The sequence below is a fragment of the Paenibacillus phyllosphaerae genome, from assembly GCF_014192105.1.
Taxonomy (GTDB): Bacteria; Bacillota; Bacilli; order Paenibacillales; family Paenibacillaceae; genus Paenibacillus_Z; species Paenibacillus_Z phyllosphaerae.
The window spans coordinates 618,529-641,589 of record NZ_JACHXK010000002.1; the positions used below are offsets into that span (position 1 = coordinate 618,529).

At 51.5% G+C, this 23,061-nt stretch carries 24 protein-coding genes; all 24 read left to right on the top strand.

Annotation, left to right across the window (positions count from 1 at the left end):
- Positions 1-7 precede the first annotated feature (7 nt).
- The 24 genes from fliG to FHS18_RS07185 all read left to right on the top strand — a co-directional run bounded on the left by fliG (position 8) and on the right by FHS18_RS07185 (position 23,048).
- Positions 8-1,021, top strand: a complete 1,014-nt coding sequence (fliG, locus tag FHS18_RS07070; RefSeq protein WP_183598386.1) for a flagellar motor switch protein FliG — start codon at positions 8-10, stop codon at positions 1,019-1,021.
- Complete coding sequence (locus tag FHS18_RS07075) at positions 1,014-1,847, top strand: FliH/SctL family protein (RefSeq protein ID WP_183598388.1); 834 nt, start codon at positions 1,014-1,016, stop codon at positions 1,845-1,847. The genes fliG and FHS18_RS07075 overlap by 8 nt, the downstream gene beginning before the upstream one ends.
- Positions 1,840-3,159, top strand: a complete 1,320-nt coding sequence (gene fliI / locus FHS18_RS07080; protein ID WP_183598390.1) for a flagellar protein export ATPase FliI — start codon at positions 1,840-1,842, stop codon at positions 3,157-3,159. Before FHS18_RS07075 ends, fliI begins: the two co-directional genes overlap by 8 nt.
- A gap of 9 nt (positions 3,160-3,168) precedes the next feature.
- Complete coding sequence (gene fliJ, locus FHS18_RS07085) at positions 3,169-3,618, top strand: flagellar export protein FliJ (protein WP_183598392.1); 450 nt, start codon at positions 3,169-3,171, stop codon at positions 3,616-3,618.
- 51 nt (positions 3,619-3,669) lie between these two features.
- Positions 3,670-4,590, top strand: coding sequence for a MotE family protein (locus FHS18_RS07090; RefSeq protein ID WP_221401237.1), 921 nt, complete (start codon positions 3,670-3,672; stop codon positions 4,588-4,590).
- Between the two features lie 28 nt (positions 4,591-4,618).
- On the top strand, positions 4,619-5,986 hold the full coding sequence (locus FHS18_RS07095; protein ID WP_183598396.1) for a flagellar hook-length control protein FliK: 1,368 nt from the start codon (positions 4,619-4,621) through the stop codon (positions 5,984-5,986).
- 39 nt (positions 5,987-6,025) lie between these two features.
- Entirely contained in the window at positions 6,026-6,460 is a 435-nt protein-coding gene (gene flgD / locus FHS18_RS07100) for a flagellar hook assembly protein FlgD (protein ID WP_183598398.1), read from the top strand.
- Positions 6,453-6,830 carry a TIGR02530 family flagellar biosynthesis protein gene (locus FHS18_RS07105; protein WP_183598400.1) on the top strand — a complete coding sequence of 126 codons (378 nt, stop codon included), beginning with the start codon at positions 6,453-6,455 and terminating at the stop codon, positions 6,828-6,830. The genes flgD and FHS18_RS07105 overlap by 8 nt, the downstream gene beginning before the upstream one ends.
- Before the next feature lie 100 nt (positions 6,831-6,930).
- Positions 6,931-7,758 carry a flagellar basal body rod protein FlgG gene (flgG, locus tag FHS18_RS07110; RefSeq protein WP_183598402.1) on the top strand — a complete coding sequence of 276 codons (828 nt, stop codon included), beginning with the start codon at positions 6,931-6,933 and terminating at the stop codon, positions 7,756-7,758.
- Positions 7,759-7,836: 78 nt separating this feature from the next.
- Positions 7,837-8,058 (top strand): flagellar FlbD family protein, encoded by a 222-nt coding sequence (locus FHS18_RS07115; RefSeq protein ID WP_183598404.1) that lies wholly within the window; start codon positions 7,837-7,839, stop codon positions 8,056-8,058.
- Positions 8,059-8,060: 2 nt separating this feature from the next.
- Entirely contained in the window at positions 8,061-8,546 is a 486-nt protein-coding gene (locus FHS18_RS07120) for a flagellar basal body-associated FliL family protein (RefSeq protein WP_183598406.1), read from the top strand.
- 40 nt (positions 8,547-8,586) lie between these two features.
- Positions 8,587-9,594 (top strand): flagellar motor switch protein FliM, encoded by a 1,008-nt coding sequence (gene fliM / locus FHS18_RS07125; RefSeq protein WP_183598408.1) that lies wholly within the window; start codon positions 8,587-8,589, stop codon positions 9,592-9,594.
- Complete coding sequence (fliY, locus tag FHS18_RS07130) at positions 9,584-10,960, top strand: flagellar motor switch phosphatase FliY (RefSeq protein WP_183598410.1); 1,377 nt, start codon at positions 9,584-9,586, stop codon at positions 10,958-10,960. Before fliM ends, fliY begins: the two co-directional genes overlap by 11 nt.
- 29 nt (positions 10,961-10,989) lie before the next feature.
- The gene (locus tag FHS18_RS07135) at positions 10,990-11,352 is read left to right on the top strand and encodes a response regulator (protein ID WP_183598412.1); all 363 of its coding nucleotides are present in this window, start codon (positions 10,990-10,992) and stop codon (positions 11,350-11,352) included.
- Positions 11,353-11,357: 5 nt separating this feature from the next.
- A complete protein-coding gene (locus tag FHS18_RS07140) occupies positions 11,358-11,990 on the top strand; it encodes a flagellar biosynthetic protein FliO (RefSeq protein WP_183598414.1) in 633 nt (210 codons plus the stop codon).
- Positions 11,987-12,742, top strand: a complete 756-nt coding sequence (gene fliP, locus FHS18_RS07145) for a flagellar type III secretion system pore protein FliP (RefSeq protein ID WP_183598416.1) — start codon at positions 11,987-11,989, stop codon at positions 12,740-12,742. The genes FHS18_RS07140 and fliP overlap by 4 nt, the downstream gene beginning before the upstream one ends.
- 28 nt (positions 12,743-12,770) lie before the next feature.
- On the top strand, positions 12,771-13,040 hold the full coding sequence (fliQ, locus tag FHS18_RS07150; protein WP_183598418.1) for a flagellar biosynthesis protein FliQ: 270 nt from the start codon (positions 12,771-12,773) through the stop codon (positions 13,038-13,040).
- Positions 13,041-13,055: 15 nt separating this feature from the next.
- On the top strand, positions 13,056-13,847 hold the full coding sequence (gene fliR / locus FHS18_RS07155) for a flagellar biosynthetic protein FliR (protein WP_183598420.1): 792 nt from the start codon (positions 13,056-13,058) through the stop codon (positions 13,845-13,847).
- 12 nt (positions 13,848-13,859) lie between these two features.
- Positions 13,860-14,951, top strand: coding sequence for a flagellar biosynthesis protein FlhB (gene flhB / locus FHS18_RS07160; protein WP_183598422.1), 1,092 nt, complete (start codon positions 13,860-13,862; stop codon positions 14,949-14,951).
- Positions 14,952-14,980: 29 nt separating this feature from the next.
- A complete protein-coding gene (flhA, locus tag FHS18_RS07165; RefSeq protein WP_183598424.1) occupies positions 14,981-17,014 on the top strand; it encodes a flagellar biosynthesis protein FlhA in 2,034 nt (677 codons plus the stop codon).
- Entirely contained in the window at positions 17,011-18,336 is a 1,326-nt protein-coding gene (gene flhF, locus FHS18_RS07170; protein ID WP_183598426.1) for a flagellar biosynthesis GTPase FlhF, read from the top strand. Before flhA ends, flhF begins: the two co-directional genes overlap by 4 nt.
- The gene (locus tag FHS18_RS07175; protein ID WP_183598428.1) at positions 18,333-19,211 is read left to right on the top strand and encodes a MinD/ParA family protein; all 879 of its coding nucleotides are present in this window, start codon (positions 18,333-18,335) and stop codon (positions 19,209-19,211) included. The genes flhF and FHS18_RS07175 overlap by 4 nt, the downstream gene beginning before the upstream one ends.
- 23 nt (positions 19,212-19,234) lie before the next feature.
- Positions 19,235-20,899 (top strand): chemotaxis protein CheB, encoded by a 1,665-nt coding sequence (locus FHS18_RS07180; protein ID WP_183598430.1) that lies wholly within the window; start codon positions 19,235-19,237, stop codon positions 20,897-20,899.
- A 46-nt stretch (positions 20,900-20,945) separates the two neighbouring features.
- On the top strand, positions 20,946-23,048 hold the full coding sequence (locus tag FHS18_RS07185; protein ID WP_183598432.1) for a chemotaxis protein CheA: 2,103 nt from the start codon (positions 20,946-20,948) through the stop codon (positions 23,046-23,048).
- The last annotated feature ends 13 nt before the right edge of the window (positions 23,049-23,061 follow it).

Below are 23,061 nucleotides of genomic sequence, written 5' to 3' on the forward strand. Positions count from 1 at the left end.
TAAGCGCATGGTAAAAGCAACTGCTGGTTTTAGTGGTCGCCAGAAGGCAGCCATCCTGCTGATTTCACTCGGTCCTGAAGTGTCGGCACAGGTGTTCAAGCATTTGCGTGACGAAGAGATCGAGCAGTTGACGCTCGAAATCGCGAACGTACGCAAGGTCGACAATACGGATAAAGATACGATCCTCAGCGAGTTCCATCAGATCTGTATGGCTCAAGAATATATTTCGCAGGGCGGCATAACGTATGCGAAGGAAATTCTGGAGAAGGCGCTTGGCGAGTCCAAGGCGCTCGAAGTAATCAATCGTCTGACAGCAACGTTGCAGGTGCGTCCATTCGACTTCGCCCGCAAAGCGGATGCAAGCCAGATTCTGAACTTCATTCAGAACGAGAACGCACAGACGATTGCGCTTGTCCTATCTTATCTGCAGCCGGACCAATCCGCTGCGATTCTTTCCTCGCTGCCTCAGGATAAGCAGGCAGAAGTTGCAAGACGCGTTGCCCTTATGGACAGCACTTCGCCGGAAGTTATCGCTCACGTCGAGCGAGTCCTGGAGCAGAAGCTATCTGCAACAGTTACGCAAGACTACACAAGCGCGGGCGGTATCGAGTCGATCGTACAGATCCTCAATGGCGTCGACCGCGGTACAGAACGAACCATTCTCGACTCGCTTGAGATTCAAGACCCAGAGTTGGCAGAAGAGATCAAGAAGCGCATGTTCGTGTTCGAGGATATCGTCAACATCGACAACCGTTCGATCCAGCGTATTATCCGCGACATCGAGAACGCCGATCTGCAGCTGGCGCTCAAAGTGGCAAGCGAAGAAGTTCGGGAAGCGATCTTCCAGAACATGTCCAAACGTATGGCCGAGTCGTTCAAAGAAGAAATGGAATTCATGGGTCCTGTCAGACTGCGTGACGTTGAAGAAGCTCAAACACGCATCGTAGCGACGATTCGCCGACTGGAAGAGTCGGGTGAGATCATCATCGCTCGTGGCGGAGGAGATGATATCATTGTCTAGTCTTTTCAAGTCCACCCATGTCGTCTCATTAGAAGACCTCAAACGGTTGGAAGTGTTTCGCAACTACTACTCTAATAACCAGTCGGGGGAGGATCTAAACACCCCGGCTGGCCCGGATGAAGAAACCGTTTCGTTGCGCGATCAAATCATCAATGACGCCGAGAGCTTCGCCAAGCAGCGCATGGAGGAAGCAGCGCAAGAAATCCAGGGCATGTACGAAGCTGCCAATGCCGAGATTGAGCAGTGGTGGCAGGAACGCCGGGAACTTGATTTGCAGCATTTTGAACAAATGCGAAGCGACGGTTATCAGCAAGGCTACAACGAAGGTCGCACAGAAGCCGAGGAAGAGATTCGGCAACAATGGGAAACTTCCTTGTCCGAGGCCAAAACGATCCTCGAGGGCGCTTATCGAATGAAGGAAGAGATCATTCAGGAAGCTGAGCCGTTCGTCGTGGATCTCAGTATCGCCATCGCCGAGAAAATTATCGGCAGGCAGCTGAGCTTGTCGCCTGAACTGATGATTGAGTTTGTTCGCAGGGCGCTGCAGCGCAGACGTGAACAAGGCGTAATCACCCTGTGCGTGGCTCCAACGGAACTCGCTTTCATACAAGCTGCTCAAGAAGAGCTGAAGCTATCGATCGATTCGCAAGCTGAGCTGCAAATCGTGCCGGACGTAACGGTTAAGGAAGGCGGCTGCGTCATTCGTTCCGCATTCGGAAGCATCGACGCCCGTATCGATACTCAACTCGGCGAGATCAAACGCCAGCTGATGGAGTTGGCTTTGCAAGCAGATGACCACCATGGAGGTGCAGATCACCATGCTTAAGCTGGACCCGATGAAATATATCGAGCACATGCGTCCGATCGATCCGGTTCGCGTCAACGGAAAAGTTACGCAAGTCATTGGTCTGACAGTGGAGTCAGAAGGTCCTGATGCTAGCATTGGCGATGTCTGCTATATTTATCCGACCAAATCGGCAAAACCGCTCAAGGCCGAGGTCGTGGGCTTCCGCGATAACAAGCTGATCCTAATGCCGCTCGGCGAGTTGGCCTCCATTGGGCCAGGCTGCGACGTTGTCGGAACAGGCAAGCCGCTCACGGTTCAAGTCGGCTCGGAGTTGCTCGGTAAAGTGCTCGACGGATTGGGGCAGCCGTTCGACGGCTCCAAGCTTCCCGCTCGCATGCCGCATTATTCGACGCATAATGAGCCAAGCAACCCGCTTACGAGGCCTCGGATCAAGACGCCGCTTACGGTCGGCGTTCGTGCGATCGACGGTCTGCTCACGGTAGGTGAAGGCCAGCGTATCGGTATATTCGCCGGTTCCGGTGTTGGCAAAAGTACATTGCTCGGGATGATCGCCCGTAACACTTCGGCAGACGTTAACGTAATTGCGCTTGTCGGGGAGCGGGGACGCGAAGTGCTCGAATTCGTGGAGAAGGACTTAGGGCCGGAAGGTTTGGCCCGCTCGGTTGTAATCGTCGCTACCTCTGACCAGCCCGCGCTGATCCGGATGAAAGCAGCGCTCATTGCCACCAGTATTTCGGAATACTTCCGCGATCGCGGTCTGAATGTCATGCTTATGATGGACTCGGTTACCCGTTACGCACAGGCTCTTCGCGAAGTCGGTCTTGCGATCGGCGAGCCGCCGGCTACACGCGGTTATACGCCTTCTGTTTTTGCGAATCTGCCAAAACTGCTTGAACGCGCCGGTACCGGACTTCGTGGCTCGATCACCGCTTTCTACACGGTGCTCGTTGACGGTGACGATATGAACGAACCGATTGCTGACGCCGTGCGCGGTATTCTCGACGGACATATCGTACTCAGCCGAGCGATAGCCCAGAAGGGTCATTATCCGGCGATAGACGTATTGGCTTCGATCAGTCGGGTTATGAAAGAAATCGTGCCTGAGAACCAACAGGACGCGGCCAATGAATTGAAGCGGCTGCTCGCTACGTATAAGAATTCGGAAGACCTGATCAATATCGGGGCGTACCAAAGAGGTTCGAATGTTGAAATTGACCGGGCCATCGATCAGATCGGGACGATCAATGCTTTTACGAAACAGAAGACGACGGAAAAAGTTAGTTATGAAGAAGCAATAGACACGTTGCTCAAAGATTTCGATCGGAGTTGATTGTAGTTAATGGCCAAGTTTACCTACGTCTATCAAAAAGTCGTTGATTTTAAGACAAGCGAGAAGTCGCATGCGGAATCCGTGCTTTCCGCTGCAGTAGGTAAGCTGCAAGCAGAAGAGAGGTCGCTTAGCGAGCTGCTGAAAGATAGGAACATGTGGATGGAACGATTGCAGGAAGCAGCAAGCAGCACCGTCTCGTTGGCCGAGCTGCTCAACATGCAGCGTTATGTGGACTACATCGACGCCCAGATCGCCAATAAGCAAAACGACATTCGAAAAGCACAAAGGGAAGTCGAGCTGAAACGCTCCCTTTTGACCGATAAAATGCAGGATGAAAAAGTGTGGCTGAAAGCGAAAGATAAAGCGTTCGATCAATATCGCGCGGTGCTTATGCTGCAAGAACAGAACGAACTGGATGAGATTGCGACCGTACGCTATGTTGCTCCGGCAGCGCGTTAATGACGACAACAAGAGTTCAACGATCGACAGGAGGGATTATTCGTGTCAGAAATGGAAGCGGAGAAGCAAGGGTACAGCGGGTTTGAGAGGTTCATGTTCTTCGTGACACCGATCTTGTTCACTATTGTCCTGCTTGGTGTTCTGCTCACGCTATTCAATTTTGACCTGCGCAACAAGGTGCTGACCGTTGGTGAATCGATCCCATTCTTGAACCAGGTGTTGCCAGCACCTGTCGAGACGGAAGAAACCACGGCAGAGGGCGCAGAGGAAACAAAAGCGGTAGAGGCTAAAGCTGCAGCCACCGTTGCCAATGCTGAGGTCGCTAAGCTGAAAGAACAGCTAGCTGCCAAAGAATCGGCTCTGCAAGCCGCTACGGCCAAGCAAACGAGTCAGGAGACGCAAATCAAAGATTTGCAAAGCCAGATCGAACAGCTGAACACCCAACAGGATGACACGGCGCTCGATGACGCTCAGTACGCAGAGAAAATTAAAGCATTGGCTGATACGTATGCCAAAATGTCGCCAAGTAAAGCAGCCCCGATTCTCGAAGCAATGGAATTGGATGAGGCCGTTCTCGTACTGAACTCGATGCGTACAGACGATCAAGCCAAGGTGCTCGAGAAAATGACGCCAGCCGTAGCTGCGGAAGCGACGATCAAGCTGAAAGATATGACTTCGGCGAAAGATCAACAGATCGCAGCGCTGCAAGCTCGTCTGAAGAAACAGTCGACTACGACGACGGAACCATCTTCATATCTCGACACGGCTCAGTTGAAAGAAACGTTCTCGAGTATGTCTGCAGCAAGCGCAGCAGAGCTGCTCATCAAAATGTCGGAGGTGAGTCCTAGTAAAGTGCTACGGATCCTAAATGCAGTAGAAAGCGGAACTCGTTCGTCGATCCTGTCGGAAATGTCTTCCCTTAATGAAGGCATTACGGCACAACTGGTTTCCAAGCTGATGACTGGTAAATAAGATTCCTTGAGAGGAGGTGAAATATACGATGCAAATTGCAGCAATGAACTTGGCAACTCAGAACACATCGCAGCCTTCGACAAGTAATACGGGCAGTACAAAAGGAACCGAAGGTGCTTTCGGACAAGCATTAGACCAATCGATCTCCGGCACGGCGACTACAGGAGAACAGGCTCAGAACGCAGGTGCCATGACGGCGGATCAGACGCAAGTCCAAGCAACCGTACAGAAAATTATGGCGAGCATGATGGCAGGCGAAACCCCTTCTTCGGAAGAGTTGATCTCGATTGTAGACAGCCTGTTGGAATCATTGACGAATGTGGATACCGAAGGTGAAGAAGAGGCATTGTCAGGCGAGCGATTGGATGAATCGTTAAGTCAACTGGATAGTCTTCTCGCTATTCTTGAGAACATCCCTGTGTTACAGTCATTCGTGAGTCAGCAACAACAGCAAGAAGTTACGGCTACCGCAACAGGAGATAACACTGCAATCGGCGCTCTTCAAGGGATGCTTCAAGACTTACGTGCGGTTCTGCAGCAAGATAAAACAGGCGCAATCAGCAAGGACATGATGAAGGAAATCGGCAAGCAAGTGGGTAAGCTCGATCAGTTGATCAATGGGGGCAACCAAACGGATCCGAATACTGCAGCCGTCCAAGGCGAGATTGAGACAGGTAACGCGTCTAATGCGCCAGCAGCCAACACGCATCTGAATCGTCTGAGCGCGCAACTGCTTCATGCAGGAATTCTGAATGTCGTTCCGACGGAAGAACAGGCAGTGAGTGCAGAATCAACGCCGGTTGAAGGCGAGCTTGCCGTGGATGCAGATCAAGCCGGTATCCAGACGCACACCGTGATTCATGATTCGACAAGCAGACCGGAAACGAATGCCAAAGTAGTCGTACAACAGCCGGTTCCTGTTCAAAAATTCGCGGAGACCATGAAAGATATGATGGTCAAACAATTTAATGTGAATACAGTCGGCGGCATTCATGAAGCTACATTATCTCTTGCGCCTGCCCATCTTGGCCAAGTTGACGTTCGCATCTCCGTTCATAACGGCCAGCTTACCGCATTGTTCGTAGCGGAGTCGGCAAGTGCGAAGGAAATGTTGGATAACCAGATGTCGCAGCTGAGAAGCTCACTTCAAGCACAAGGTCTTCAGGTGGAAAAAATTGAAGTTACGCAAAGCTCTGCCGCATTCGAGTCTAACATGTTCCACAAAGGAAACGGCGGGCAGCAATCACGTGATCAGCAATCTTCCAAACGTGGCGGTTCCTTCGAACAATCGATAGGTGAGATTGGCAATTTTGAAGCGGATATGGAACAACTGGCCGTTGAGCGCGCCGTAACGCGAACGCTTGGATACGGTCGAGAAATCAACACTACCGCCTAAACCTTGAAGCAGCCTTGATAAGAATGGAGGTGAAGAGAGATGTCGAATACCATTTCAACCACTGGCTACACATCCAGCAAAACCACATCGACGACAGCGACCAAAACGAATACGCTTGGTAAAGACGAATTTCTCAAAATCCTAGTCACGCAGCTGAAAAACCAGGACCCGATGCAGCCTATGCAAGATACGGATTTCATTGCGCAGATGGCACAGTTCTCCTCGGTCGAGCAGTTGATGAATATGTCCGAGAACATGGGGAAGCTTAGCCAGAACTTAGGGTTAGCTTCGAGTATGATCGGTAAGGAAGTGGCTTGGTACCAAAGCACGGAAGCCGGCACGTCAGTTGAGTCCGGAGTCGTGGAATCCATCGTGGTGAGAGACGGCATTCAGTACGCTGTTGTTGGCGCGAGCAACATTCCGATCGACGAGATCGTCTCGATTGGCCAGGGCGGTGAGACGACCAATGAGTGATACGCTCTCGATTGGCCAGCTTCGATTAACGGGAGCTACGCCGAGAACGCTTGGTAAGTCGCTTTACAATCAACAGACTGGAGCGGGCAGTTTCCAGGATGTGTTGAATCAGAATGTCTTGAAATTTAGCCAGCATGCGGAAACGCGCATGAAGCAGCGAGGAATTTCCTTCGGACCGGATACAATAAACAAAATAGAAGGTGCGATCGACCAAGCAGCTGCCAAAGGGGCTAAAGATTCGCTCGTCATCTATAATGATGTCGCGATGATCGTCAATGTTCCAAGCCGTACCGTTGTGACCGCAATGGATGGCGGCTCGCTGAAAGGCAATGTTTTCACCAAAATCGATAGTGCTGTCATCATTCCTTAATTTTACGATAGGCTGGACCTCAATGAAGGAAGCCAATGGACGCGGATCGACTGAAGCGTCCTTACCAAAATTACGAGCTATAACCAGGAGGTTATTACGAATGTTAAGATCGATGTATTCCGGTGTATCAGGTATGCGCGGTTTCCAGACGAAGCTAGACGTAATCGGTAACAACATCGCGAACGTGAATACAGTGGGCTTTAAGGCCGGCCGTGTTATGTTCAAAGATATTCTGAGCCAGACCGTATCCGGCGTAACTGCACCAGTCGAAGGGACAACTGGCGGCGTTAACGCGAAACAGATCGGCCTTGGCGTTGCCACGGCTTCGATCGACACCATTCATACGGCAGGCAGTGCGGTAACGACTAACGTTACGACAGACGTACGGATCGATGGGGACGGATTCTTCGCCGTGACGGCGACAGGCGATGGCGCGCAGGAAGTGCCTTATCTGACGCGTGCCGGTAACTTTACGCTTGATGCGAACAACCAACTCGTGAACTCCGACGGGATGTTCGTCCTTAGCTCGGACGGCGCGCCGATCGTATTGGGTGAAGAGGTTAAATCGTTCTCGATCTCCCAAGACGGCACGATCATGGCCGTTAACGCCGACGGCACGACAGCTGCAACCGAATTCTCGCTCGGCGTCGTGAAGGTCGCTAACCCGAATGGTCTGGAGAAGATCGGCGGCAACCTGTTCCGTATTACTTCCAATGCAAACCCTAATGGTGAAGCAACATTGACGACGGCTAGCGACGCGGAAGCTGGAACGGGCTCTATCGTATCCGGTCAGCTCGAAATGTCCAACGTCGATTTGACGGGTGAATTTACCGAGATGATCGTTGCACAGCGCGGTTTCCAAGCGAACTCCCGTATCATCACGACATCGGATGAAATTCTGCAGGAAGTTGTTGGCCTGAAACGATAATCCATGAATAACCGGTAGAACCGGATAGCTAAGATCAATGGGGAGGACAACCTCCCCAAAAGGTTTAGGGGGAGAATCATGGTTCATGTAACGCGTTTGAACGGTAAGTCCTTCTATGTGAACGCGCTACTTATCGAGACGATCGAGGAAACACCGGACACATTGATTACACTTACAACAGGGAAGAAATATATGGTGCGGGAACAAGCGGAGGAAGTCATAGCCTCCATGCTGCTTTACCTGCGTTCGATTGGCGTTAATGCTGCGACAATCAAGAACGTTCAAATGGAGGAAACCTAACGATGAAAAAAATGCTACCTTGGCTGATTACGATTTTGCTCGCCATTACTTTGATCGCGGTCGTCGCTATCGTACTGTTTAACAACATACTCGGCAGCGGCGCGGAAACGAACAATCATGCAGCGGAGAGCGTCAAGAATGTTGAAGTTGAGAAAATCTCCGCGGACGAGCTGGTCGCAGTGACAAGTGAGATTACCGATATTAAGACGAACCTGGCGGATCCATCCTTTATTGGTGTATTCAGCTTTGCATTCCAGCTTGACAATGAGCACACGAAAGAAGAGTTCGAGAAGATCAAGGAATTCGCGATCAAGCCAATTATTATCAGCACGCTTAGCGATACGAATCCAGAAGAAGTCAGTGGTTCTAAAGGTGCGGATGCGCTAAAATCGAAACTGTTGAACGCGATTAATGCGAAGTTACAGGAATCGAGCGAAGGTAAGCTTGTGAGTGTAACCATTACCAATAAAATTGTGACCGAGATCTAAATTAGGCGAATTGACGCATCCTTGAAAGGGGGGGAAACCATTGGTTGATGTTTTATCGCAGAGTGAGATCGACGCCCTGCTCGCGGCCCTTTCATCCGGCGAGATGGATGCCGAAGAGCTGAAAAAGGAAGAAACGCAGCGGAAAATTCGTTCTTACGAATTCAAACGCGCCGTCCGATTCTCGAAAGATCATATTCGCAGTTTGACGCGGATTCATGAGAACTTTGCACGTTTTTTAACAACCTATTTCTCGGCCCAGCTTAGAACGTTCGTGCAAATTAGCGTCGTTCAGGTCGAACAGCTGCCGTATGATGAATTTATCCGCTCCATTCCGAAGATGACCATCCTGAATATCTTCGAAGCGGAACCGCTCGAAGGACGAATGGTGCTTGAAGTTCATCCGAACGTCGCGTATGCGATGCTTGACCGGCTGCTCGGCGGACAAGGAACGGCGCCATCGAAGATTAATGCGCTGACCGAGATTGAGACCACGATTATGGAACGGATCTTCAGCCGGGCTTTCGAGAGCCTGCAAGAGGCATGGAAGACCGTCATCGATATCTCGCCTCGCCTTGAGGCGCTCGAGACGAATCCGCAGTTTATGCAGATCGTTTCGCCGAACGAGACGATCGCTCTAATATCGCTTAGCACCAAGATTGGCGACACGACCGGCATGATCAACTTATGTATCCCCCATGTGGTCATTGAGCCGATTATGTCTCGTCTGTCCGTTCACCATTGGTTCGTCTCTCAGAAGAAGACTAGAGCGCCGGAAGAAGTGGAGATTCTCCGCCACCGTGTGAATAAAGCAAAACTTCCTATCGTTGCCGAGCTTGGACAATCCAGCATCTCGGTAAAGGAGTTCCTTGGACTTGGCGTTGGCGATGTAATCGCATTGAACAAGTCGATTGGCGAAGGTTTGGATATTAAAGTCGGGGATAAGCTGAAGTACATTGGTAGCCCGGGTTCGATCAAGGAACGGTTAGCGATTCAGATTGATCAAGTACTCACCGAGAGCGAAGGAGTGGAAGAAAGTTATGACGAGTAAAGACTACTTATCGCAAGAAGAGATCGATGCCTTACTGCGTCAGTCCTCCGACGAGCCCGATACGACGAAATCGGCAAGCAGCCCGATGGAAGAGCTGAATGAGTATTTGAGTTCGATCGAGCAGGACGCGCTCGGCGAGATTGGGAATATTACATTCGGCAGCGCAGCTACAGCTTTGTCGACGCTGTTGGGCCGCAAAGTCGACATCACGACGCCTAAAGTATCGTTGATAAAGCGGTCAGAGCTGGAAGATCAATTCCCGAAGCCGCACGTTGCTGTTTCGGTTAAATACGTCGATGGATTCCAAGGGATTAACTCGCTGGTCATCAAGACTGCCGACGCCCAGACGATTGCAGACTTGATGCTTGGCGGCACGGGTATCGTAGAGCCCGGTCAGGAACTCAACGAGATTCATGTTAGTGCCGTTCAAGAAGCGATGAATCAGATGATGGGCTCGTCGGCAACGTCGATGTCAACGATCTTTAACCGATTCGTGAATATTTCACCTCCAGGTATCGACATCCTTAATGTATCGAATGGTGAGGGCGTTGACCGTCTTCCGCCAGACGACCTGTTCATCAAAATCGCTTTCCGCTTAACGATCGGAGACCTGATTGATTCGCAAATCATGCAGCTATTGCCTATCGCATTCGCGCAAGAGATGGTGACAACGCTCATGGGCGGCGCTTCTGAGCCGGAACCGGTTCCAGTCGCAGCTTCGGCTGTCGCAGCACCGGCAGCTCATACGCCACCTCCTGCAGCAGCTCAAGCGCCAGTTCAGCCGCAAGGACAGCCTGCGCAGCAGCCGATGTATGATCCATATCAGCAGCAGCCAGCGTATGATCCATATCAGCAGCAGCAACCAATGGGATATCCGATGAATCCGCAAGGCATGCCGATGATGCCGCCTCAAGGAATACCGGGACAGCCTGGTATGCCGATGATGCCGCCTGCGGCTATGCAAGGCGGATATGGAATGCCTGGTTACGGAGCTCCGGGTTATGCGATGCCGCCTCAAACCTATGGCGGAATGCCTAACCGTAACGTTAACGTGCAGCCTGTTCAATTTGGCGGCCTGCAAGGTGGCGGACTAGGTCAAACGGACGAATCCAACCTGAATTTATTACTCGACATCCCACTGAAAGTCACTGTAGAATTAGGTAGAACTCAAAAGCAGATCAAAGACATTCTCGAATTATCCCAAGGTTCAATTATCGAGCTGGATAAGCTTGCCGGCGAGCCAGTTGATATTTTGGTGAATAATAAGTTGATTGCGAAGGGCGAAGTTGTCGTAATTGACGAGAATTTCGGTGTACGGGTAACCGACATCGTCAGTCAGTGGGATCGTATTCAAAAACTACAATAACTAACGCGTGACTCTAGGAGGAAAAGACTATGGCTAACCGTATTTTGATCGTTGATGATGCAGCATTTATGAGAATGATGATCCGTGACATTTTGACTAAGAATGGGTATGAAGTAGTAGGCGAAGCGCAAGACGGCTCGCAGGCGATTGAGAAATTCAAAGAGCTTAAGCCAGATCTGATCACAATGGACATCACGATGCCTGAGATGGATGGCATTGTAGCGCTCAAGGAGATCAAGAAGCTCGACGGTAATGCTAAAGTCATCATGTGTTCCGCGATGGGTCAGCAAGCGATGGTTATCGACGCTATCCAAGCCGGAGCGAAAGACTTTATCGTAAAACCGTTCCAGGCGGATCGCGTCATCGAAGCCATCAAGAAGACACTTGGTTAATTCATATGAAGCGGTTATTCCTGCTTACCGCAGGGCTTGCATCCATCAGCGCGCTGCTGCCTACGCTTGCAGCAGCGGCTGCTGAAACGCAGGCAGACCCAGAGGCAACCGACCTCACGGATCCGTCGCCTGTCATGGCGAACACGAACATGACAGGCTACCTGATCTGGGTCATTTTCGCCCTGCTGCTGGTTACAAGTCTCATTGTGCTTGTCATTAAGTTTCTGGCTCAACGCAACCGGATGATAGGAAGCAATCGTTCACTCCGTTCACTTGGCGGAATTCCGCTCGGGCAGAACAAATCCTTGCAAGTATTGGACCTGTCAGGCCGCTTGTACGTGGTTGGGGTAGGAGAGAATATTTCTCTTATCGATAAGATCGATGATCCAGAAGAGGCACGTTCGATTCTGCAATCGCTTGAGCAACAGCAGATGCAGCCTTGGACGCCGGCAACCTTCAAGGATTGGATCGACCGGGTACGCAATCGTGGCAAGGAAGAGGAGAAGCAAATGTGGCAGGAAGCGGATTCCTTCCAGTCGTTGCTGCAATCGCGGCTGCAAAGGCAGTCCGACCAGCGGCAGAAGGTGGAATCGCTGCTGAAGGATGAAAATCAAAATGATCGGTTGTTGGATGAATGAACAAAAAAATCATCATTTCACTCTATGTGCTGCAGATTGCCGCGCTATTTTTTCATAACCACACCTTTGCTGCCGATCCATTGCCTAACGTAAGCGTTACGGTTGGCGGAGAGAACGAACAGCCGGGTACCAGTGCGCTCTCGCTGCTGTTAATGATCACAGTGCTCAGTATCGCGCCGGCCATATTGGTTATGATGACCTGCTTTACCAGGATCATAATTGTGCTTGGTTTCATCCGCACATCGCTTGGTACCCAACAGATGCCGCCTAACCAGGTATTGATTGGACTTGCGATGTTTCTGACCTTCTTCATCATGTCGCCAACGCTTGGACAAGTGAATGAAGTTGCGCTACAGCCTTATTTGAAGGGCCAGCTCACGCAAACGCAGGCGCTGAACAAAGCGGCGGATCCGATGAAGAAATTTATGTTTAACCAGACGCGCGAGAAGGATTTGCTTCTGTTTTTGAACTACACGAAAACGGAGAAGCCTAAGACATATGCGGACGTACCTCTCACGGTCCTTGTGCCGGCATTTGCGCTCAGCGAGCTGCATACCGCATTCCAGATGGGATTCATGATATTTATCCCGTTCCTGGTAATTGATATGGTCGTCGCAAGTACCCTCATGGCAATGGGGATGATGATGTTACCGCCGGTAATGATTTCCTTGCCATTCAAAATTCTGCTGTTCGTGCTGGTTGACGGGTGGTACTTGATCATCAAGTCACTGCTGCTCAGTTTTAATACTTGACGAACGTGTCGGAGGGGAACATAGGAGCATGAGTTCGGAGTTTATTATTAGGTTGGCCGGGCAAGCTGTGTATACCACATTGAAAGCAAGCGCTCCAATGCTGGTAATCGGGCTTGTTATTGGTTTAATTGTCAGTATTTTTCAGGCTACCACACAGATCCAGGAGCAGACTTTGGCTTTCGTTCCTAAGATTGTGGCTGTTCTGTTGTCCATCCTAATCTTCGGCCCATGGATATTGAATACACTTGTTGATTTTACTTACAACTTGTTGAACAACCTCTATAAATATATCGGATAAGCCGAGGAAATTTTGATGGAATTGTTCCTAGAAGGTTTTCCTATTTTTTTGCTTATATTTTGTCGAATTACCGCCTTTTTCGTCGTCGCGCCTGTCTTTTCGACTCGAACGGTGCCGACGAACTTCAAGATCGGACTTAGCTTCATGGTTGCGCTGCTTGTATTTCTCAGCTATGGCCTGAAGCAGACGATCGTACCGGACGCCACCTATGTCTTGGCGATCATTCGGGAAATACTGGCGGGATTGCTGCTTGGTTACACCGCATATCTGTTCTTTACCATTATTCAGACTGCAGGTGCATTCATCGATTTGCAGATGGGTTTTGGTATGGCCAACGTCATTGATCCAATGACAGGCGTTTCCACGCCGCTGATGGGTAACTTCAAGTTCATGATCGCCACGCTCGTGTTCTTGTCCATGAATGGACATCATTACATGCTTACGGCGCTTATTAAGAGCTATGAATGGATTCCCATCTCCAATGAGCTGTTCGTACGGATTCACAATGGAAGTATTTCAACGTTTCTTGTGCGGACGTTTGCTGATACATTTATGCTTGCATTGCAGTTATCGGCACCGCTCGTTGTGGCGATGTTCCTGGTAGACGCTGGTTTAGGTTTCTTGGCGAAGACAGCCCCGCAATACAACGTGTTCGTCATCGGCGTCCCGTTAAAAATACTCGTCGGCTTCTTCCTGCTTCTCGTCATGATGCCTGGACTGGTCTCCTTGTTCGAGAACATCTTCTCGCTCATGTTCGACGCGGTCGAAGAACTGTTCGGAATCGTCCAAACCCAGACGGTTCAGTAGGGGGTAAGAACCGTGAAGAATTATCGTTTGACGCTTGACTTGCAGTTGTTCAGCGGCGAGAAAACCGAAAAAGCAACACCGAAGAAAAGGCAGGAATCGAGGAAGAAAGGCCAGGTGGCGAAGAGTCAGGAGCTGCCTGGCGCATTGATTCTGCTGTTCGCGTTTCTCTGCTTCATGATGCTGAGCAGTTTCTATAAAGAACGAATTCTCCGGATGTTCGGCACGCTGTTCGAAAGCAAGCTTACCATGGATTTGACGACTGAGAATATCATGGTATTGCTTATGGATATTGCCGTGCAAGGCATGTTCTTGCTGGCTCCGATTTTCGGCATCGCGGTGTTGTTCACGCTCGTAGGCACATTTGTCCAAATCGGATTTCTGTTTACCGGTGAGAACTTGAAGATGAAATTCAATAAAATCAATCCGATGAGCGGCTTCAAGAATATATTCTCGATGCGCTCCGTGGTTGAATTTATCAAGAACATCCTTAAGCTGACCGTCATTGGTTTCCTGGTTTACAACACGCTGTGGACTTCGCGCGAAGAGATTATGAATCTCGCCAAAGTGCCCGTGGCGAATACGCTAAGCTATACGGCATCCCTAATCTTGAAGTTGGGCATCACGATCGGAGCCATTCTGGTCGTTCTGGCGATAATCGACTTCATGTACCAGAAATATGAGCACGAGAAAAGCCTTCGTATGTCGCAGCAGGATATTAAAGACGAGTACAAGAAGACCGAGGGCGATCCTCTTATCAAAGGCAAGATCCGGGAACGGCAGCGGCGTATGGCGATGCAGCGGATGATGTCGGATGTGCCAAAAGCAGACGTCGTCATTACGAATCCGACACACTTCGCCGTTGCGCTTCGATATGACGGTTCACAGATGGAAGCTCCTACGATAGTTGCCAAAGGTGCTGACAACGTCGCACTCCGAATTCGGGAAATTGCGAAGGAGAACGGCGTCATAACAATGGAAAATAAGCCGCTCGCCAGAGCGCTTTTCGCAAGGGCGGAGATCGGGGATGTCGTCCCTGCCGACTTGTTCCAGGCTGTGGCGGAAGTACTGGCATATGTATATAGAATTAAAGGGAGAGCGAAGTAATCCACGATATAACCGGAAGGGGGAACATAATGAAAACGAAGGACCTCGTCATCTTGATCGGCATAATCGGTATCGTGCTTATGATGATTATTCCTCTTCCAATATGGCTGCTTGACGTATTGCTCGTCATCAATATATCAACGGCGTTGATGATTTTGCTCATCGCGATGAATTCCAAAGAGGCGCTCGATTTCTCGATCTTTCCGGCGATGCTGCTCATCACCACCTTATTCCGATTAGCGCTGAACCTGTCAACGACCCGTAATATCTTATCCAAAGGGGAAGCGGGCCATGTCGTCGAGACATTCGGCAGCTTCGTCGCAGGCGGTCAAATCGCCATCGGTTTTATCGTCTTCCTCATTCTTGTCGTCGTTCAATTTATCGTCATTACCAAAGGCTCCGAGCGTGTCGCAGAGGTTGCCGCAAGGTTTACACTCGACGCGATGCCCGGTAAGCAGATGAGTATCGACGCCGACTTGAATGCAGGTTTGATTAATGAGACGCAAGCGCGTGAACGCCGGCAAAAAATCGAACGGGAAGCGGACTTCCACGGTTCGATGGACGGTGCGAGTAAATTCGTAAAAGGTGACGCCATTGCGTCGATCATCATCCTGATCATCAACTTGATCGGCGGTTTCATTATCGGGATGGTCGTGCACGGTATGGACTTCGCTACTGCGCTCGAGACCTTCTCGATTCTGACAATCGGCGACGGTCTGGTCAGCCAGGTGCCGGCGCTCTTGATCTCGACTGCGGCCGGTTTGATCGTAACGCGCGCCGCATCGGAAGGTAACCTCGCGTATGACCTGCAGACGCAGCTTCTCCGTTATCCGAAGCTGCTCTACATCGTAGCGGGCACGGTCGCGCTGCTCGGCTTGTTCACGCCGATCGGCCCGATCTCGACGCTGCCGTTCGCGGGCATTATCGCGTTTGCCGCATACAGAATGCAGAAGAACATCGTTCGCCAAGAGCAGCAGCAAGAGCTCATGGAGGAGGAACAGCAGATCGAGGAAGTACGCAGTCCAGAAAGTGTCATCAGCTTGCTGCAGGTTGACCCGATCGAATTCGAATTCGGCTATGGCTTGATCCCGCTAGCGGATACGCAGCAGGGCGGCGACTTACTCGACCGGATTATCATGATCCGACGCCAGTGTGCGCTTGAACTGGGCCTTGTCGTTCCCGTTATCCGAATAAGAGACAATATTCAGTTGAAACCTAACGAATACGTCATCAAGATCAAAGGCAATACGGTAGCCCGAGGCGAGTTGCTCCTCAACCATTACTTGGCGATGAGCCCAGGTTACGATGACGATTCGATCATCGGGATTGAGACAACCGAGCCAGCGTTCGGATTGCCGGCGATGTGGATCGACGAACCGACGAAGGAACGTGCGGAGATGTCCGGCTACACCGTCGTTGACCCGCCGTCTGTCGTTGCGACACACCTGACCGAGATCGTCAAGCGCCATGCGCATGAGCTGATCGGCCGTCAAGAGACGAAGGTACTCGTGGACAATGTAAGAGAAAGCTTCCCGGCCTTGGTAGACGAACTTATTCCATCCATTCTATCCATCGGGGACGTTCAGAAGGTGCTGTCCAAATTGCTGCGCGAGAAGATCTCGATCCGCGATATGGTCACGATCTTCGAAACGCTGGCCGACCAAGGGCATTATACGAAAGACCCCGATATCTTGACGGAATATGTCAGACAATCGTTATCGAGGCAAATTACGCAACAGTTCTCCCAGAACAACGATACGATGCGCGTCATTACGGTCGGACCGTCGCTGGAGAAGAAGATCGCAGAGTCTGTCCAGCAGACAGAACAGGGCAGTTATCTGGCGCTTGATCCGATCTCGACGCAATCGATCTATCAGAAGCTGAGTGAACAGGTGAACCGACAAATTCAAGCTGGCAACCAGCCGATCGTACTTGCATCACCAACGATTCGGATGTATCTGCGTCAGATCGTGGAGCGGACGATGCAAGATGTACCGGTGCTTTCTTACAGCGAGCTTGAGCCTAGCGTTGAAGTACAGAGCATTGGGGTGGTGAACCTATGAAGGTAAAACGATATATCGTTAACGCGCTGCCAGAAGCGCTTCCGATGATTCGCAGCGAATTAGGCATTGATGCGGTCATCCTCAATACAAAAGAAATTCGTACAGGCGGCTTCCTTGGGATGTTTGCCAAAAAGAAGCTCGAGGTCATTGCAGCGGTGGAGTCGGGAGCGGCAGCGCCTAAGCCTGCGCCGGCACCGCGACAACAGGCTGCTCCTCGGCCTGCTGCTCCGCCTGTACAAGTTCCTCCTGCAGCGGCAGTTCCGCAGCAACAGGCAATCAGGAGAGAGGCGTATGGGGCGGCTACGGCCGTTCTATCGCCGCCTATGGACGACGATACTCCACAGGCTGTTCCTTCACAGGGGGCAGCGGCCTACAACGCTTCTGCGCGAATGACACAAGCCAGCAATCTAGCGGCTATGCAAAACGAAAGCAACCGGAAAATGGCAGAAGCCGATTTGTTGGATGAAATTAGAGATATGAAGCAATGGATCATGAAGATGTCGAAGCAGCAGCAGCTCAGCCGGATGCCTGCAGCGATTCAAGCGCTGCATGTTCGAATGATTGACCAAGAAGTCAATAACGAACTGATCGAGAAATTGATTACATCCATCCATGAGGCATTCGACGGCCAAGATACGGAGAAACTTAGCCAAGAGGCAGTGTGGAAAGAGGCCAAGAAAATCATCTTCGAATGGATGAACGGCAAGCAAGCGGAAGGCATTAGCCCGCATACGCGCGTCGTGCATTTCGTCGGGCCGACCGGTGTAGGGAAGACTACCTCCATTGCCAAATTGGCGGCGGAGCAGACGCTCAAGGGCGGCCGCAAAGTTGGATTCATTACATCGGATACTTATCGTATCGCCGCAGTCGACCAACTGCGCACATACGCGAATATTTTGAACGTTCCCCTCGAAGTGGTGTTCTCGCCGGCTGAGGTGTCGCGCGCGTTCAAACAGCTCGAGGATCGCGAACTTATTTTTATGGATACGGCCGGTCGCAACTTCCGCAATGAGCTGTACGTGTCGGAAGTGAACAGTCTGCTGCAGTCTAATGACCGTTCGGAGACTTACCTCGTGCTCAGTTTGACGAGCAAATTCAAGGACATGTCGATCGTCGCGGGGCATTTTGCAAAATATGGCATCGAGAAGGTGTTGTACACGAAGCAGGATGAAACTAGTGCATATGGCGCCATCTTGAATCTTGTCTTTCAATACGGACTTCGCCCGGCGTATATCGCATATGGCCAGACCGTTCCCGATGATATCACCTCCTTCCGTACCGATGTTTACGTCGAGCAGTTATTGGGGGCGTACGAGCAATGAACGATCAAGCCGAAGCACTGCGCCACATGGTCAAGACCTATGAACAGCAGCAGGACGAGGACACGGCACGCAAGACGATAGTCGTCACGATCACAAGCGGAAAAGGCGGCGTAGGCAAATCCAACTTCAGTTTGAATTTTGCGCTGGCGCTGCAGCAATTAGGCAAGAAAGTGCTTGTGTTCGATGCGGATATCGGTATGGCGAACATCGATGTGCTGATGGGCATCACGGCTCCTTACAACCTGTACCACTTGTTGAAACAGGAAAAGACGATATGGGATATCGTGCAGGAAGGCCCGAGCGGCGTTCATTTTATTGCCGGGGGATCGGGGTTCCAAGATTTGCTCGATCTGTCGGAAGAGCAGCTGAACTATTTCGAGGAGCAGATCGTTAAGCTGCACGGTGAATATGATTTCATCCTCTTCGACACCGGGGCTGGTCTTTCCAAGGAAACCGTCAAGTTCATCGTCGCTGCACAAGAAACGGTCGTGGTTACGACTCCTGAGCCTACCTCGATAACGGATGCATATGCGCTGATCAAAATGGTAACCAGCATGGACCATCAGGTGAATTTCAAGCTGGTCGTCAACCGGGCGCAAGATCTGAAAGAGGGCAAGGCGACCGCCGACAAGATCGGCCTTGTCGCACAACGCTTCTTAGGGACGACCTTGCCGTTCCTCGGCATCGTCCAGGATGATCCGAACGTTGGCAAATCGGTCAAAAGGCAAGTTCCGTTTTCACTCGCTTATCCGAGTTCTGAGGCAACTCGTGACGTTATGGCAATCGCAAGACAGTTTTGCAATATGCCAAGCGATCCTGCAGCAGGCGGCGGGGTCAAAGGATTTATACACAAGATGTTCAGACGATCCAAGTAATCCTTTGAGGAGTGAAGCAGTATATGGCACTATATCGCGTTCTAGTCGTGGATGATTCCCCGTTCATGCGGAAAATCATCAGCGACATGATATCGGTGGATAAGCAGTTCGAGATCGTGGCCACCGCCTCCAATGGGCAAGAAGCATTCGATGCGACGGCGTTATTCAAGCCCGATGTCATAACGATGGATCTGGAGATGCCGCAAATGAATGGTCTGGAGGCACTGGTCCATATCATGAAGCGTTATCCAACGCCGACGATCATGATGTCCAGCACGAGCGACGACGGTACCCGCATGACGATCAAAGCGCTGCAGTTCGGGGCGATTGACTTTATCAGGAAGCCTGCAGGCCCTACATCGCCGGACATTCAGACGGTAGGAGAGCAGCTGCTCGAGAAGATGCACATCGCCGTGCTCTCCCGAAAGCAGCAAGCGGCGCAGTCAGAGACGGTGGATGAAGCGGGAACGGTGGAGCCTGACGCCGAGACGACGGAGGAGCTGAAGGAAACCAAACGCAAGCCGGTTGAGAAGATCGAATTCATCGATGTTCCGATCGAGCCGCCGGTTGTACGCCAAGCTGCTCCAGAGCTCGAGCGGGAGGAGATCAAGCCAGAAGCTCAACCCGTCAAAGAGACGGTCGAGCCTTCATTAATCCAGGAAAAGGCAGAAGAACTGCCGTCTATGCGAGCAATTGCTCCCTCTATTCATGAGAAACCTTCCAAGTTAGAGGCCAAGACGCCCGAGTTGCCGAAGCGCCCGGACATGCAAAACAAACCGTTCGCTGTTCCGAAACTTGCTGACAGCAAACTTGCGGCCAAGCCGAAGCTGACAACGCCGGCACCGGAGGTCAAACCTCGCGTCGAAGCCAAAGTTGAGCCGAAAACCGAAGTGCCGAAGCCGAAGTTGGAGCCGAAAGCCAAACTGGAGACGAAGCCGGATTTGCAGCCTAAGCTTGATACGAAACCCAAGCTTGAACCGAAACCGAGAGCGGACATCAAGCCGGAAGTCAAACAACCGACGTCAGTTCCAGCAAGACCTGCACCAATGCCTGCGGATCTGTTCGACGAGCCGGTTGCTCCACGACTCAAGAAGTCGGCTAAGTCTTCATCGTTCCGGCATTTGGTTGCGATTGGCACCTCGACAGGAGGACCGCGAGCGCTGCATGAAGTGATCACGGCCCTTCCGGAGAATTTGCCTGCGCCTGTACTTGTCGTGCAGCATATGCCGCCCAAATTCACACATTCGCTTGCACAGCGACTCGATTCGTTCAGCGGGTTGCAAGTGACCGAAGCAACGCAAGGGGAGCGGGTTTATGCCGGCGTCGTGTATATCGCGCCAGGCGGCTCCCATATGGAACTTGCCAAGGATAGCCAAGGCTATTATATCCGGCTTAACGAGCAGCCGCCTCGAGGCGGACACCGTCCTTCGGTAGACGTCATGTTCGAATCTTGCATGCCGTTCACCGAACTCACGCGCCACTCCGTAATTATGACGGGGATGGGCAGCGATGGAGCCAAGGGAATGAAGGCACTGATGGAAAGCGGCGGCAAGACGGCAATCGCCGAAGCGGAGGAAACTTGCGTCGTGTATGGCATGCCGCGATCGGCCGTTGAACTGGGCGCTGCGAAGACGGTTGTACCGCTAGGTAGAATTGCCAGTGCAATCGTAGAGGCAGTCATGAAATAATGGCGTTAGACAAGCGCGATGAACACTTAACAGGAGGTGCTACACAATGGATATGAACGCATACTTATCGATGTTTATTGATGAGTCCAACGATCATTTGCAGGCGCTCAACGAGAATTTGCTGCGTCTGGAAAGCGATCCGGAGGATGTCAGTATTGTTCAGATTATTTTCCGCTCCGCTCATACCCTGAAGGGGATGTCGGCAACGATGGGGTTTGAAGACCTCGCCGCTCTCACGCACGAGATGGAGAACGTCCTTGACTTGGTGCGCAACAACAAGCTGAAGATGGACAGCTTTATTTTTGACACGCTGTTCAAAAGCTTGGATGCACTCGAGAACATGGTGCAGGATGTAATCGCAGGGGGCAGTGGCAAGGCGGATGTGACGCATATCGTCACGGCATTGAAATCCATTGTTTCCGGCGACTACAAGAATCAAGCCTCCGCACCGGTTGCTGCGGCTGCGGCAGTTGAAGTTTCCGGAGAAACGCCGCAAGTTTCGGACGCGGCGAGCGAAGCTGCTTCGCTTCTTGACGAATTCCAGACTTCGGTTCTTATGCAATCAATGGACTCAGGGCTTTCCGTCTACCATGTCGTTGTTCACGTCAGCGAAGGCTGTATTTTGAAAGCGGCTCGCGCCTACATGGTCTTCGACTTCCTGGAGCGTACAGGCGAGATTGTGAAATCTCATCCAAGCGTACAGGACATTGAGCAAGAGAAGTTCGATCGTTCCTTCACCGTGTTCATGATTTCCTCGGCTTCTGCAGAGGACATTCATAAAGGCATTGTATCCGTATCGGAAATCGAAAGTGCGGACGTTACCCAGATGGACCGCGAAACGCTGGCGCAGCTTGGTCGTCGCGCCGAGCAGGCTGCCGAGCAGCCCGCAGCGCCTCCTGCTGCCGCTGCTGTGGTTAATGCGGCTCCAGTGGCCGCCGTACCGGCCAAACAGGAACCGGCCAAAGAAGAAAAGGCGCGTCCGGCTTCTAACGGCCCGGTAGCACGGACGATTCGCGTTGATATCGAACGTCTTGACGCACTTATGAATTTGTTCAGCGAGTTGCTTATCGACCGTGTTCGTCTGGAACAGCTGGCAACCGAGATTCGCAGAAGCGACTTGACCGAGACTGTCGAGCACATGGCTCGCGTTAGCGGCGATCTCCAGAACATCGTTTTGAAGCTGCGGATGGTACCTGTCGAATCCGTCTTTAACCGTTTCCCGCGCATGGTGCGCGATATTGCCAAGTCGCTCGACAAAAAGATCGATCTGGTCATCACAGGTGCGGAGACCGAGTTGGACCGCACGGTCATCGACGAAATCGGCGATCCGCTCGTCCACTTGCTTCGTAACTCCTGCGACCATGGCATCGAATCGATTGCAGCCCGCGTAGCAGCCGGCAAGCCTGAGCAGGGTACCGTACATCTGCGCGCTTTCCATAGCGGCAACAACGTCTTCATTGAGATTGAAGACGATGGCAACGGTATTAACCGCGAGAAGGTTAAACAAATTGCGATCAAGAACGGCGTCGTTACGCCGGAGGAAGCGAAGCGTCTAACGGACAACGAGATTAACATGCTCATCTTCGCTCCAGGTTTTAGTACGGCTGACAAGATCTCAGATCTGTCTGGTCGCGGTGTCGGACTAGATGTCGTAAAATCCAAGATCGCCTCGCTTGGCGGTCATGTGAGCGTAACGTCGCAAGAGGGGAAAGGCTCCATTTTCTCCATTCAATTGCCGCTTACGCTGTCCATCATTTCTGCTATGCTTATCAAGCTTGGTACGGAGAAATATGCGATTCCGCTGTCCTCGATCGTCGAGACCGGCATTATCCGCAAGGAACAAATCCGCTCCGTGCACAAATCGTTCATGATGGAGTTCCGCGGTTCCGTTATCCCGGTTCTGTCCCTTAGCAAGGTGCTCGATTGCCCTTCGTTCAGCGAAGCGGGCGAGGCTGAGACCGAGATCGTCGTCATTCGCAAAGGCGAGAAGCTGGGTGCCATTCTGGTCGATGAATTCATTGGGCAAAGCGATATTGTCTTGAAGTCCCTTGGCAATTACTTAACGAATATTGATGCGATCTCCGGAGCGACGATTCTCGGTGATGGCCAAGTCGCGCTGATTATCGATCCGAACGCGCTTATTAAATAAGGAGGGATTACGT